Origin of the sequence: Pseudomonas triclosanedens (genome assembly GCF_026686735.1) — a bacterium.
Lineage (GTDB): Bacteria > Pseudomonadota > Gammaproteobacteria > Pseudomonadales > Pseudomonadaceae > Pseudomonas > Pseudomonas triclosanedens.
Genome location: NZ_CP113432.1, coordinates 2,528,905 through 2,543,020, shown reverse-complemented (window position 1 = coordinate 2,543,020; position 14,116 = coordinate 2,528,905). Strand labels below are relative to the sequence as shown.

The following is a 14,116-nucleotide window of genomic DNA, read 5'->3' as shown; positions in this document are numbered from 1 at the left end:
CAATACCGCCTCCTTGCGCAGCATTGCCGGTTTGCTCACTCAAGGAAGAAACATGCTGATCTCAAAGGGAAATCTCATCAAATTCGGCGCTGCCCCGCTGGCGCTGGCAGCTGCCGGCTTCATCCTGTTCAACGGGGTCTTCTTCTATAACGAAGCCGGCTACATGACCCACGTGCGAACCATCTTCGGCGACGAAAAGATCGTCGATGACGTCGGCTATGCCACCAAGTGGTTCGGCCGGGCCACCACTTGGAAGAAAGCCATCAGCGTGCAGTCCGTGCTGGTCATGGACGAGAACGACAACAATCCGGATAACGATGCCCTCGGCGCCACCATCGAAGCATTCCCCATCGTGTTTCTCGGCAACGTCGACGCCAAGGTGGAGTCGTCTGCGCGCTTCCGTCTGCCAGGCGGCGAGCAGTTCCTGAAAATGGCCCAGGAATACCGCAACCCTGACAACTTCATCCGCACAGCACTCGTACCGGCCATCAAGGAAACCCTGCAGGCCACCGCATCCCTGATGACCGCCGACGACTATTACGCCGGCGCCCGCAGCGAGTTCGCCGCCGAGTTCGAGAACCAGCTCAACGACGGCCTGTACCTCATCAAGCGCAAGGAAGTCCGCGGCCCGCGCGGCGCAGTCCCGCATCAGACCGCCATCCTGCAGGCAGGTACCGAACAGGGCAGCTTCGGCGACAACAACGCAAGTCAGTTCGTCACCGAGAAAGTCACCGATACCAAGGGCATCCCGGTGCGCAAGCAGCAGCAATTCCGCAAATTCGGCGTGGAAGTGGTCGAAGCGCGCATCACCAACGTCGACCCCAACCCGCAGTACAAGCAACGCATGGTCAAGGTCCAGCAGGCACTGGCCGAACTGGCCGTGGCGCGGCAGAACCGCCTGAAGGAAGAGGAAGAAAAGCTGCTGGTCACCGCCCGTGGTGAAAAGGAAGTGGAAGCCAAGCGCCAGGAAACCCTGCGCGACCAGATCGAGCGCACCACCCAGGCAGAGACCGATAAGCAATTGGCGGTGATCAACGCCGAGCGCGAGAAACAGCGCGCCGAGATCGAGAAACAGACCGCCGAGCTGCTGCGCGACAAGGCCACCGTCACTGCCCAGGCTACCAAGATAACCGCCGATGCCGAAGCTTACGCCCGCGAAGCGGTAATCAAGGCAGACGGTGCGCTGCAGCCCAAGCTTGACGCGCTGATCGCCATCAACAAGGTATGGGCAGAAGCCGCCGCCCAGGCGCCGGTGCCCAGCGTGATGATGGCCGGCAGCCCGACCGGCGCCAGCAGCCGACAGGACGAAATCGGTCAATTGATGGGCGTGCTGGCCACCAAGGCAGCACGTGATCTGGCACTGGACCTCAAGGTGAAGGACTGAGGCTGGCGAAGAGCAAAATAAAAAGCGCCCGTCAGGGCGCTTTTTCACTCCGGCGAGCGGCTCAGGCCGCCTGCTCCACCGGCACACCACTATGGAAGCGGAATTCACTGTCCGGCGACCGGATCAGGCCAGCCTCCACTTCGCGGATCTCCGCCACGCGTCGATCGATGTCGGCGCCATCGCCGTAGCGCCGCGCCAGGCTCAGATATCCCTGAAAATGCCGCGCCTCGGACTTCAGCAGAGAACCGTAGAACTTTGCCAGATCGGCATCCAGGTGATCCACCAGCGCCGCGAAACGCTCGCAGCTGCGGCATTCGATGAAGGCACCCACGATCAGCGTGTCCACCAGCTTCTGCGGCTCGTGATTACGCACCACCGCGCGCAGGCCGGAAGCATAGCGGCCCGCGGAGATCGGCCGCAGCGGGATACCGCGCTTCTTCAGGATCGTCAGGACCTGCTCGTGATGGCGCAGCTCCTCGCGCGCAAGGCGCGACATGAAGTTCACCAGATCCTCGTGGGCACTGTACTTGGCGATCAGGGCCAAAGCCGTGCTGGCGGCCTTGAACTCGTTGTTCTTGTGGTCGATCAGCATTACCGCCTGATCCCGCAGAGCGGCCTCCACCCACGCATCCGGCGTGGCACAACCGAGGAATTCCCTGATTTCAGACAGCATGTTCCACTCCAACGAAAAGCCACTCGGCGATACTCGCCACACCGGCGTCAGGCTGGCCGGTGTCGTCGAGGCGGAGCATTATACGAATGCCGCCGCGCGGAACCAGCTTCCGGCCTTGATATGCCTCAACGTCATCAAGGCGATATCCCGACTACAGTTGTTCCACATATAACAACGCGCACGAAGGGAGACGATCATGCAAGCCATCCGTAGCATCCTCGTAGTCGTGGACCCCGACCAGCCGGACGGTCTCGCCCTCAAACGGGCCAGACTGATCGCCAGCGTCACACAGTCCCACCTGCACCTGCTGGCCTGCGAGAAGCGCGGCGACTTCAGCGCTCAACTCGAAGAAACCACCGGAGCCCTGCTCCAGGAAGGTTTCAGCGCATCATGCCGGCAAGCCTGGAAAGACAGCCTGCACCACACCATCATTGCCGAGCAGCAAGCCGAGGGCTGCGGCCTGGTGATCAAGCAGCACAGCCCGGACAACCCACTGAAGAAGGCGCTGCTGACCCCGGATGACTGGAAGCTGCTGCGCTACTGCCCCGCCCCTGTGCTGCTGGTAAAGACCGAACAGCCCTGGGCCGGCCGCAACATTCTCGCCGCCGTGGATGTTGGCAACAATGACGCGGAGCACCGCACGCTGCATGCGGGAATCGTCAGCCATGCCTACGACATCGCCGGCCTGGCACATGGCCAGTTGCACGTGATCAGCGCCCACCCCTCGCCGATGCTTTCGGCCGCTGACCCGACCTTCCAGCTCAGCGAGACCATCGAAGCGAAGTACCGCGAGGCCTGCCGCGCCTTCCAGGCGGAATATGGCGTCGACGACGAGCACCTGCACATCGAGGAAGGCCCGGCGGACGTACTCATACCGAGCACCGCCCATCACCTCGACACGGCTGTGACGGTGATCGGCACCGTGGCGCGCACCGGCTTTTCCGGCGCTCTGATCGGCAATACCGCCGAAGTCGTGCTCGACGCGCTGGAAAGCGACATTCTGGTCCTCAAGCCGGACGACATCATCGCCCACCTTGAGGAACTGGTCGCCCAACGCTAGACGCACCTCCAAGAAAAAGCCGCCTCCAGGGCGGCTTTTTCAATGGCGGGTTGCTCAGATGCGCGTTTCCATGCCCTCGGCCAGGAATCGCGGTGCGATATAGCGCTCATAGTGCGCCTCGGAAAGGATGAAGAACTCCTTGTCGATCGCATCGCGCAGGTCCGGCAATGCCCAGCCACGGAATTCCGGCAGCAGCGCCAGGCCATATGCCTCCAGTTGGTTGATCATCCGCGAGCCACGGGCAATCAACTGATAGGCCCAGCAATACGGCGACTGATCGGGGACGAAGCGGATCTGCCGCTGCTCAAGCTGCACGCGCAGACGCTGCGGATCGAAGACCTCGACCTTGGCCATCATCACCTGCCCCAGCAGCAGTTCCAGGCGCGTCCACACCGAACGCTTCTCGTCGTCGCTGTAACCATTCCAGTTCACCACCTCGTGGTGGAAACGCTTGCAGCCACGGCAGACCAGGTCACCGTAGACCGTCGAGCAAAGGCCGACGCAGGGGGTTTTGATACGCTGAGAAGACATGGCGAACAGGTTACGGGCAAAGCCGGCATCTTAGCCCTTTGTCTAGGCAAGATCACCCTTTGAGGTGCGGTAAATCGGCTTACCAACACGGCCTTTTTCCATTAGAATTGCTCCGCCTTTTTGGCGTCATTGTCCGAAAGAAGCTGTTTTCAAAGCGTCACGAAGCACAGATTCCGGCAGCCGCGCGGCCTGGCGCACCCCTCAAGCGTCCAGGCCCACTCGTCCCAGGCCACACCGGCGTAAAACTTTGAAAACAGCTTCTGCCCGGAGATCGCCGGTGCCGTCGTAGGTCCGTGGATTACCGTCCACCATGCCTGACGAATGGATCGGAAGGGTCTCCTGGATACGCGTCCTCCGGGACCACTGATGAGGGAAAAACTGTGCTTGAAGCCTACCGCAAACACGTAGAAGAGCGTGCCGCCCAGGGCGTCGTGCCCCAGCCGCTGAACGCCGAACAGACCGCTGGTCTGGTCGAACTCCTGAAGAACCCGCCGGCCGGCGAAGAAGAATTCCTCCTCGATCTGATCACCAACCGCGTACCGCCGGGCGTCGACGAAGCCGCCTATGTGAAGGCCGGTTTCCTCTCCGCTATCGCCAAGGGCGAAGCCACCTCCCCGCTGCTGAACAAGACCCGCGCCGTCGAGCTGCTGGGCACCATGCAGGGCGGCTACAATATCGCCACGATGGTAGAGCTGCTGGACAGCGCAGAGCTGGCTGAAGTCGCCGCCGAGCAACTGAAGCACACCCTGCTGATGTTCGACGCCTTCCACGACGTCGCCGAACGCGCCAAGAAAGGCAACGCCGCCGCCAAGGCCGTGCTGCAGTCCTGGGCCGATGGCGAATGGTTCAAGGCCCGTCCGGCTGTCGCCGAGAAGCTGACCCTGACCGTGTTCAAGGTCCCCGGCGAAACCAACACCGACGACCTGTCCCCCGCTCCGGACGCCTGGTCGCGCCCCGACATCCCGCTGCACGCCCTGGCCATGCTGAAAATGGCCCGCGACGGCATCGAGCCGGTCCAGCCGGGCGTAGTCGGTCCGCTGAAGCAGATCGAAGCCGTCAAGGCCAAGGGCTTCCCGGTCGCCTACGTCGGTGACGTGGTCGGCACCGGTTCGTCCCGCAAGTCCGCCACCAACTCGGTGCTGTGGTTCTTCGGCGACGACATCCCCTACGTTCCGAACAAGCGTGCCGGCGGCTTCTGCTTCGGCACCAAGATCGCGCCGATCTTCTACAACACCATGGAAGACGCCGGCGCCCTGCCGATCGAATTCGATTGCACCAACCTGGCCATGGGCGACGTCATCGACGTGTACCCGTATGAAGGCAAGGTCGTGCGTCATGACAGCGGCGAAGTGGTCACCACCTTCGAGCTGAAGACCCCGGTTCTGCTGGACGAAGTCCGCGCCGGCGGCCGTATCCCGCTGATCGTTGGCCGTGGCCTGACCGAGAAGGCCCGCGCCGAACTCGGCCTGGGTGCTTCCGACCTGTTCAAGAAGCCGGAAGCGCCGGCCGACAGCGGCAAGGGCTTCACCCTCGCCCAGAAGATGGTTGGCCGCGCCTGCGGTCTGCCGGAAGGCCAGGGCGTGCGTCCGGGCACCTACTGCGAACCGAAGATGACCACCGTCGGTTCCCAGGACACCACCGGCCCGATGACCCGCGACGAGCTGAAAGACCTGGCTTGCCTGGGCTTCTCCGCCGACCTGGTGATGCAGTCCTTCTGCCACACCGCTGCCTATCCGAAGCCGATCGACGTCAAGACCCACCACACCCTGCCGGACTTCATCATGACCCGCGGTGGTGTTTCCCTGCGTCCGGGCGACGGCATCATCCACAGCTGGCTGAACCGCATGCTGCTGCCTGACACCGTCGGCACCGGCGGCGACTCGCACACCCGCTTCCCGATCGGCATCAGCTTCCCGGCCGGTTCCGGCCTGGTGGCCTTCGCCGCTGCCACCGGCGTCATGCCGCTGGACATGCCGGAATCGGTTCTGGTGCGCTTCAAGGGCAAGCTGCAACCGGGCATTACCCTGCGTGACCTGGTCCATGCGATCCCCTACTACGCCATCCAGGCCGGCCTGCTGACCGTCGAGAAGAAAGGCAAGAAGAACATCTTCTCCGGCCGCATTCTCGAGATCGAAGGTCTGAACGACCTGACCGTCGAGCAAGCCTTCGAGCTGTCCGACGCCTCCGCCGAGCGTTCGGCTGCCGGTTGCACCATCAAGCTGCCGGAAGAGGCTATCGCCGAGTACCTGAAGTCCAACATCACCCTGCTGCGCTGGATGATCGGCGAAGGCTACGGCGATGCCCGCACCCTGGAGCGCCGCGCCAAGGCGATGGAAGCCTGGCTGGCCAACCCGCAGTTGCTGGAAGCCGACAAGGATGCCGAATACGCTGCAGTCATCGAGATCGACCTGGCCGACGTCAAGGAGCCGGTACTCTGCGCGCCGAACGACCCGGACGACGCTCGCCTGCTGTCCAGCGTTCAAGGCCGCAAGATCGATGAAGTGTTCATCGGTTCCTGCATGACCAACATCGGTCACTTCCGCGCCGCCGGCAAGCTGCTGGACAAGGTCAAGGGTGGTATCCCGACCCGTCTGTGGCTGGCTCCGCCGACCAAGATGGACGCCCACCAGCTGACCGAGGAAGGCTACTACGGCATCTACGGCAAGGCTGGCGCGCGCATGGAAATGCCAGGCTGCTCGCTGTGCATGGGTAACCAGGCTCGCGTACAGACCGGCTCGACCGTGGTTTCCACCTCGACCCGTAACTTCCCGAACCGCCTGGGCGACGCGACCGATGTGTTCCTGGCATCGGCCGAACTGGCCGCCGTTTCCTCGATCATCGGCAAGCTGCCGACCGTCGAGGAATACATGGCCTACGCGAAGGACATCGACAGCATGTCTGCCGATATCTACCGCTACCTGAGCTTCGACCAGATCGCCGAGTTCCGCGAAGCCGCGGCCAACGCGAAGATCCCGGTCGTTCAGGCCTGAGTCTCCTAGCGTGACGAAAAGCCCCGCCCAGTGCGGGGCTTTTCTTTTCTGCGTTACCTGCAATAGAGCGCCCCACGCCCCACTCACGATGGCGCTAATACTTATTGACCGTTGCGCCACCGGGCCATGCAGCTATGGTGACAACAGGCCCTGCCGATATCCGTGCTCAGGTGCCCTTGATGGAACCCTCCAGAGGTGCGCTCCCTTCCTCTGCGCCCCGCCTTCGAGCGGGGCTTCTTTTTTCTGCCGCGACTGGCACATCCCTTGCTGAGCCCATGATCTCAGGCAGCCCAACGGTGGGCCCCTGACAGACAATGGCGTCGTATCCACCCGTCCACCGACGGTCCGTGGAGCGGCGCCTTTTGCATTCAGAGGTGGAAATGATCGACAGCACAAGCCCGGACAGCCTAGCCTGGGTTGCCGGCTCCGATGCCCCGGAAAGAACCGAGCTCAATCTAGGCTTCATGGCCCTCAGCGACTCTGCCTCGCTGATAGTCGCTGCCACCCAGGGCTTCGCCCAGCCCTACGGGCTGACCCTCAACCTACGGAGGCAAAGCTCCTGGGCCAGCCTGCGCGACCGCCTGCTCAGTGGCGAACTGGACGCCGCCCAGAGCCTTTACGGCATGATCTATGGCATCCAGCTCGGCCTTGGCGGCACACCTGCCACCGACATGGCCGTGCTCATGGGCCTGTGTCAGAACGGCCAGTCGATCAACCTCTCCGCACCGCTGCTGCGCGATGGCGTGACCTCTGTCGAGGCACTCCGGCATCACGTGATCCACAACGGTGCGCGACTCACCCTGGCCCACACCTTCCCCACCGGCACCCACGCACTGTGGTTGAACTACTGGCTGGCCGCCCACGGCATCCACCCACTGCACGACGTGCGCACGCTGGTGGTCCCGCCAGCGCAGATGGTGGAGCACCTCAAGGCCGGTCGTATCGACGGCTTCTGCGCAGGAGGCCCGTGGGGCGCGCTGGCGGTGGACGAGGGAATGGGGTTCACACTGGCGACCAGCCAGCAGATATGGCCGGATCACCCGGAAAAGGTGCTGGGCACCACACGCGGCTTCGTCGAGCAGTACCCCAACACCGCACGCGCGCTGGTGATGGCCATGCTGGATGCCAGCCGATTCATCGAGGCCAGCGAAGACAACCTGCGCAGCACCGCGCAGTTGATCAGCGGCCATGAGTACGTTGACGCGCCGCTCTCCTGCATCGAGCCCCGCCTTTTCGGCCGCTACCAGGACGGGCTCGGCCACGCCTGGCAGGATGCGCACCCGCTGCGCTTCTTCAATCACGGCCTGGCCAACATGCCCTGGCTGTCCGACGGCATGTGGTTCATGACCCAATTCCGTCGCTGGGGCCTGCTGCGCGACGACATCGACTACCTCGGCGTCGCCCGCCAGGTCCAGCAACTGGCGCTGTACCGGCAAGCCGCCGAGGCCGTGGGCGTGGCCGCGCCCGAAGCAGACCTGCGCAGTTCGGCACTGATCGACGGCCGCATCTGGGACGGCAGCGATCCCGCCGGCTATGCCCGCGGTTTCGAACTGAACGCCCTGGTAGAGCGAGGTTGAGCATGCTGCGCGTCCTGCTGATCAACGACACCCCGAAGAAAGTCGGGCGCCTCAAGGCCGCCCTGCTGGAAAGCGGCTTCGAGGTGGTCGATGAGTCCGGCCTGACCATCGACCTGGCGCAACGGGTGGAAGTCCTGCGTCCGGATGTGATCCTCATCGACACCGAGTCCCCCGGTCGCGACGTGATGGAGCAAGTGGTGCTGGTCAGCCGCGACCAGCCACGGCCCATCGTAATGTTCACCGACGAGCACGACCCGCAGGTGATGCGCCAGGCCATCCGCTCCGGGGTCAGCGCCTACATCGTCGAAGGCATCCAGGCGCAGCGCCTGCAGCCGATCCTCGACGTGGCTATGGCGCGCTTCGAGAGCGACCAGGCGCTGCGCGCGCAGCTCCAGGCCCGCGAACAGCAACTGGCCGAGCGCAAGCGGGTCGAGCTGGCCAAGGGACTGCTGATGAAGATGAAGGGCTGCACCGAAGAGGAGGCATATACCCTGATGCGGCGGCAGGCGATGGGACGTCAACAGAAGCTGGTGCAGGTGGCCGAGCAGATCATCGCCATGCACGACATGCTCGGGCAATGACGCGCCGCCGGCCATCTGCCAGCGGCGGCATACCGCGATCAGAACGCCAGTTGCGCTGCTGGCCCCCGCCGCCGAACACGCTGCGTATGCTGCCCGCGCCGCGACGCACCTTGCGCGGTCCCCCTCGCTTCCATTGCACGACCGTGGAAGTCCGCAGTGCGGCCTGCCGGCCAGGAACCCGCCGGCCGCGCCCGAACCCATCGCGAGCGAGACAGCATGATCGACCTATCTACCTGGAACCTCACCATCCCCAGCGAACCCCGCCCCACCGAAGTCCCCACCCAGCAATTGCAGAAGGGTTATCAGAGCCGCTACTTCAAGCGCGACGGCGACAGCATCGTCTTCTGGGTCCCCGTCGGTGGCTCCCACACCCAAGACAGTACCTTCCCGCGCACCGAGCTGCGCGAAACGTCACGCGATGGCAGCCTCTACAACTGGTACTACAGCGGTGGCGACAATGAACTGCGCGCCACCCTCAGCGTCGGCCGTGTGCCATCGCAGAACAAGATCATCATCGGCCAGATCCACAGCAAGTCGCCCACCAGCGGCGATGGCGAGCCACTGGTGAAGCTTCAGTACCACTACTATCCCAGGACCAGGACCGGCAGCATCGAAGCGCTGGTGCGCAACCACCCCGACGACAGCGCTAGCAAGAACATCCCACTGCTCACCGATGTCCGCCTGAACGAGCGCGTTACCTACAGCCTGCGCGTCACATCCTCCGGCCAGCTCGGCCTGCGCGCAGAGAGCGCCGATGGCGAAAAGCAGTATTACCGCCAGGCCCTGAGCAAGACCTGGAGCAAGCAATTGCTCTACTTCAAGGCTGGCGCCTACATCAGCGACAACAAGGGCGCCGACGACGAAGGCGGCCGCGTGACCTTCTATCACCTCAACGCAGCGCACTGAGGCTCCCATTCAGCCCGCCAATGGCACTGCGAAACCGGTGGCGGGCTTCGTACAATGACGCATTCATCGTCATTCGAGATCGCTATGGCCCGCCTGAAACTGGAATTCCCCGACGAACTCTTCATCTACAGCACCAAGCTGACCGTCCGCGTCACCGACATCAACGGCGCCAACCACCTGGGCAACGATTCGATGATCTCGATGATTTCTGAGGCCCGCGCGCGCTTCCTGTTCGATTACGGCATCCGCGAGACCGGCATCATCGTCACTGACCTCGCCACCACATACCGCGCCGAAGCGCACGCCCGCGACCAACTGCTGTTCGAGGTCGGCGTCATGGACTTCAACAAGTACGGCGGCGACATCATCTTCCGCATCACACGCCCAGCGGACGACACCCTCGTGGCAATGGCAAAATCCGGCTTCGTGTTCTTCGACTACAAAGCCGGTCAAGTCACCCCGATTCCCGACGCCTTCCGCGATACCTTCCCCAACGTCAACTGGGTCGCCTGAGCCATCCCGGCAGGCACGCCGACAACGCGCTATACCTCTGGAGCCGTGAACCCGATCGCTATCAGAGGAGATACACACCATGCCGTCCTTCCCTCGGGTGGGCGCGCTGTCCGGTTGTCTGTGCCTGCCACTTATGTCCCTTTCCGCGCCAACACCAGCTGCGGACTCCGATTCCCTGCAACGCGGCCGCTATCTGGTGCAGATCGCCGGCTGCAACGACTGCCACACCGCCGGCTACGCGATGGCGCCGGAGAAAGTCCCGGAGAGCGCCTGGCTCACCGGCGATCAACTGGGCTGGAGCGGCCCCTGGGGCACCACCTATCCCAGCAACCTGCGCCTGTACATGCAGGGCTACAGCGAGGAGCAGTGGCTGGCCAACGCGCGCCAGGCGAGCTTCCGGCCACCCATGCCCTCCCATGTGCTGCGCATCATGAGCGATGACGACCTGCGCGGTATCTACCGCTATCTTCGTCACCTTGGCCCGGCCGGCCAGATCGCCCCTGCCTACCTGCCGCCAGGGACCGTACCGCAAGGGCCGGTGGTGCTCTTTCCCTCCCCACCAACGCTCTGAGCCCACGCCCCAACGCAGCGCACGCGCCCCGCCGCTAGCGCTGCGTTGGGGCATCGCAAAACGGCTGGATCACGGTAATCCACTGAGTCCAAAAGACTTTTTACACTTGGCCCAGCGCTTGCTGTAGTCCAGCCGGTGGTAATCAACGGCGGTTACCCAACTACGACAAAGGCGTCGCATCCGCACCCGCACCTAGTGCGAGGGTGGAGCGACGCCTTTTTCGTTTGCCCCGGCGCAGGGGCCTTGCAGCACCGGCGGATGCCATATGGGCGCCCGACCGGGGTACTCAACCGTTGCTGATGAGGTGTTCCATGCAGACGAGCTTCTGGAAAGCCGGCCACGCGCCGACGCTCTTCGCCGCCTTCCTCTATTTCGACCTGAGCTTCATGGTCTGGTACGTGCTCGGCCCACTGGCCGTGCAGATCGCCACCGACCTCGAACTGTCCACCCAGCAGCGCGCGCTGATGGTGGCCACACCGATTCTTTCAGGCGCCGTACTGCGCTTCCTGATGGGCCTGCTGGCCGATCGCTGGTCGCCCAAGGCCGCCGGCATCCTCGGCCAGGTAGTCGTCATCTGCGCGCTGTCTGGAGCCTGGCAACTGGGAATCCAAACGCTGGAGCATGCCCTTCTGCTGGGCGTACTGCTGGGCATGGCCGGCGCCTCCTTCGCCGTAGCGCTGCCCCTGGCCTCGCAGTGGTACCCGCCGCAGCACCAGGGCAAGGCGATGGGTATCGCTGGCGCGGGAAACTCCGGCACAGTGCTCACCGCACTGTTCGCGCCCGGCATCGCCGCCGCATTCGGCTGGCAGAATGTATTCGGCTTCGCGCTGATCCCCTTGCTGGCGACCCTCCTGGTATTCGCCCTGTTCGCCCGCAATGCGCCGGGGTGCCCAGCGCCCAAATCCCTGGCCGACTATCTGAAGGCCCTTGGTGACCGCGACAGTTGGTGGTTCATGTTCTTCTACAGCGTGACCTTCGGCGGCTTCCTTGGCCTGGCCAGCACACTGCCCGGCTACTTCAACGACCAGTATGGGCTGGACCCGGTCAAGGCGGGCTACTACACCGCCGCCTGCGTGTTCGCCGGCAGCCTCATGCGTCCAATGGGCGGCGCGCTGGCCGATCGCATCGGTGGTATCCGCAGCCTGCTGGTGATGTACACCGTCGCCTCGATCTGCATCGCCGCGGTGGGGTTCCACCTGTCCAGCGCGGTTGCCGCCCTGAGCCTCTTCGTGGCCGCGATGCTCAGCCTTGGCGCGGGCAACGGTGCAGTGTTCCAGCTCGTGCCGCAGCGCTTCCGCCAGACCATCGGGGTGATGACCGGCCTGATCGGCATGGCCGGCGGCATCGGCGGCTTCTGCCTGACCGCGGGCCTGGGTGCGATCAAGCAATCCACTGGTGACTACCAGATCGGCCTCTGGCTGTTCGCCAGCCTCGGCGTGCTGGCCTGGTTCGGCCTGCACGCGGTGAAGGCGCGCTGGCGCACCACCTGGGGCTGCGCGGCCGTGACAGCGGCACGGGTATAGCCATGCGCACCGGCAAGGGACTGGCATGAGCCTGGCGCTGAGCTTCGCCCAGGCCAGTGCCACCGGACCGCGGGACGAGAATCAGGACGCCCTGCGGGTGGTCACTCCGCCCGCAGAGCTGGCGGCCAGCAAGGGCTATCTGTTCGCCATTGCTGACGGCGTAAGCCATTGCGCCGACGGCGGACTCGCCGCACGCCTGACGCTACAGGCGCTGGCCACCGACTACTACGCCACGCCGGAAACCTGGGCCGTCGCCCAGGCCCTGGAGCGCCTGCTGATCTCGCAGAATCGCTGGCTACAGGCCAATGGTGGAGGCCAGCCGCTGTTGACCACACTCAGCGCGTTGGTGCTGCGCGGCCGGCGCTTCACCCTCGCCCATGTCGGAGACTGCCGCCTGTATCGGTGGCATGACGGGCAACTGGATTGCCTGACCCAGGACCACGTGTGGGAACAACCGGGCATGCAGCACGTGCTCAAGCGCGCGCTGGGCCTGGACCAGCACCTGGTGGTGGACTATCGGGACGGCGAGCTGGAGGCAGGGCAAGCCTTCCTGCTGATCAGCGACGGCGTCTGGGCAACGCTCGGCGACGCCGGCATCCGCCGACTCCTGGAGGACGCGCCGACCCTGGAGGCCTGCGCAGAAGCGCTGGTCAGCGCCGCGCACCTGGCCGGCAGTCAGGACAACGCCAGTGCGCTGTTGGTTCGGGTCGACGAATTGCCCGAGGCCAGCCTGGGCGATGCCCTGGCGCAACTGGAGCACTGGCCGGCGCTGCCCACGCTGCGCAATGGCCAGGAGTTCGAGGGCTGGGAGATCGAAAGCCGGCTGGCGCGGTCGCGACAATCGCTGATCTACCGGGTACGCGACCGCCAGGGCCGGCCGTGGCTGTTGAAGACACTACCTCCCGCCTTGCGCGAGGCGCCCGGTGCCGCCCAGGCGCTGCTGCTGGAAGAGTGGTTCCTGCGCCGCGTGCAAGGCCGCTACTTCCCCGAGCTGCACAGCCTGCCGCAACGTCAGCACCTGTATTACGTGATGCGCGACTACCCCGGCCAGACGCTCGCCGAACACCTCTCGCTGAACGGCCCGCTCCCGCTCGGCGACTGGCTGGACCTGGCCCGGCGCCTGTTGCGCGGCCTCGGCCAGTTGCATCGGCGTAACATCCTGCACCGCGACATCAAGCCGGAGAACCTGCACTGGTCCAACGACGGAGAACTGCGCCTGCTGGACTTCGGCCTGGCCTACTGCCCCGGCCTGTCCCACGACGATCCGCATGACCTGCCCGGCACACCGAGCTACCTGGCCCCAGAAGCCTTCCAGGGCGCGCCGCCGGACGTTCGCCAGGATCTCTACGGCGCTGGCGTCACACTGTACCGATTGCTCTGCGCCCAATACCCCTACGGCGAAATCGAAGCCTTCCAGCACCCACGTTTCGGCACGCCGACACCGGCCAGCCGCTACCGACCGGATTTGCCAGCGTGGCTGGACGACTGGCTGGGCCGGTTGCTCGCCAGCCAACCGCAGCAGCGTTTCGAAACCGCGGAAGAGTGCCTGCTGGCCCTGGAGCACGGTGAACGCCAGGCGCCGGCCCGACCAAGGCCGCTGCTGGAGCGCGAACCGCTGCGGGTGTGGCGTGGAGTCGCCCTGACGTCCCTGGCGATCAATCTTGGGTTGACCCTCTGGCTGCTGCATCGCGGCTAGGCATGCACCAGATCGGTTCGAGGCGCCTCAGCGCAGTGCACCGCACAGCCAGGGAATATCGCCGAACACCGCGAAAACGAGCGACGAACAAGTTGGCACATCCCCTGCAAG

The 14,116-nt window shown here is 64.5% G+C and carries 12 protein-coding genes; 10 read left to right on the top strand and 2 right to left on the bottom strand.

Translation table 11 applies throughout. From position 1 onward, the window contains the following. Window positions 1–52 precede the first annotated feature (52 nt). The gene (locus tag OU419_RS11985; protein ID WP_254473085.1) at window positions 53–1,384 is read left to right on the top strand and encodes an SPFH domain-containing protein; all 1,332 of its coding nucleotides are present in this window, start codon (window positions 53–55) and stop codon (window positions 1,382–1,384) included. A 61-nt stretch (window positions 1,385–1,445) separates the two neighbouring features. Here OU419_RS11985 and miaE read toward each other — a convergent pair whose 3' ends face one another. After that, on the bottom strand, window positions 1,446–2,057 hold the full coding sequence (gene miaE / locus OU419_RS11980; RefSeq protein WP_254473087.1) for a tRNA-(ms[2]io[6]A)-hydroxylase: 612 nt from the start codon (window positions 2,055–2,057) through the stop codon (window positions 1,446–1,448). 196 nt (window positions 2,058–2,253) lie between these two features. Here miaE and OU419_RS11975 point away from each other — a divergent pair, with 196 nt between their 5' ends. After that, a complete protein-coding gene (locus OU419_RS11975) occupies window positions 2,254–3,117 on the top strand; it encodes a universal stress protein (protein ID WP_254473089.1) in 864 nt (287 codons plus the stop codon). Window positions 3,118–3,171: 54 nt separating this feature from the next. Here OU419_RS11975 and OU419_RS11970 read toward each other — a convergent pair whose 3' ends face one another. Next, window positions 3,172–3,648 carry a DUF1289 domain-containing protein gene (locus tag OU419_RS11970; RefSeq protein ID WP_254473091.1) on the bottom strand — a complete coding sequence of 159 codons (477 nt, stop codon included), beginning with the start codon at window positions 3,646–3,648 and terminating at the stop codon, window positions 3,172–3,174. A gap of 380 nt (window positions 3,649–4,028) precedes the next feature. Between OU419_RS11970 and acnB the strand changes: the two genes are divergently transcribed. The 8 genes from acnB to OU419_RS11930 all read left to right on the top strand — a co-directional run bounded on the left by acnB (window position 4,029) and on the right by OU419_RS11930 (window position 14,005). Next, the gene (gene acnB, locus OU419_RS11965) at window positions 4,029–6,638 is read left to right on the top strand and encodes a bifunctional aconitate hydratase 2/2-methylisocitrate dehydratase (RefSeq protein WP_254473094.1); all 2,610 of its coding nucleotides are present in this window, start codon (window positions 4,029–4,031) and stop codon (window positions 6,636–6,638) included. A 380-nt stretch (window positions 6,639–7,018) separates the two neighbouring features. Next, the gene (locus OU419_RS11960; protein WP_254473095.1) at window positions 7,019–8,215 is read left to right on the top strand and encodes a CmpA/NrtA family ABC transporter substrate-binding protein; all 1,197 of its coding nucleotides are present in this window, start codon (window positions 7,019–7,021) and stop codon (window positions 8,213–8,215) included. A 2-nt stretch (window positions 8,216–8,217) separates the two neighbouring features. Beyond that, a complete protein-coding gene (locus OU419_RS11955) occupies window positions 8,218–8,796 on the top strand; it encodes an ANTAR domain-containing response regulator (RefSeq protein WP_254473097.1) in 579 nt (192 codons plus the stop codon). 216 nt (window positions 8,797–9,012) lie between these two features. Continuing rightward, window positions 9,013–9,702 (top strand): polysaccharide lyase family 7 protein, encoded by a 690-nt coding sequence (locus OU419_RS11950; RefSeq protein ID WP_254473100.1) that lies wholly within the window; start codon window positions 9,013–9,015, stop codon window positions 9,700–9,702. A gap of 84 nt (window positions 9,703–9,786) precedes the next feature. Then, window positions 9,787–10,215 (top strand): thioesterase family protein, encoded by a 429-nt coding sequence (locus OU419_RS11945; RefSeq protein WP_254473101.1) that lies wholly within the window; start codon window positions 9,787–9,789, stop codon window positions 10,213–10,215. A gap of 79 nt (window positions 10,216–10,294) precedes the next feature. Next, window positions 10,295–10,786, top strand: coding sequence for a c-type cytochrome (locus OU419_RS11940; protein ID WP_254473103.1), 492 nt, complete (start codon window positions 10,295–10,297; stop codon window positions 10,784–10,786). Between the two features lie 311 nt (window positions 10,787–11,097). Then, window positions 11,098–12,309: a nitrate/nitrite transporter gene (locus OU419_RS11935; protein ID WP_254473105.1), complete on the top strand. Its 1,212-nt coding sequence runs from the start codon at window positions 11,098–11,100 to the stop codon at window positions 12,307–12,309. A gap of 25 nt (window positions 12,310–12,334) precedes the next feature. Continuing rightward, window positions 12,335–14,005, top strand: coding sequence for a bifunctional protein-serine/threonine kinase/phosphatase (locus OU419_RS11930; protein WP_254473107.1), 1,671 nt, complete (start codon window positions 12,335–12,337; stop codon window positions 14,003–14,005). The last annotated feature ends 111 nt before the right edge of the window (window positions 14,006–14,116 follow it).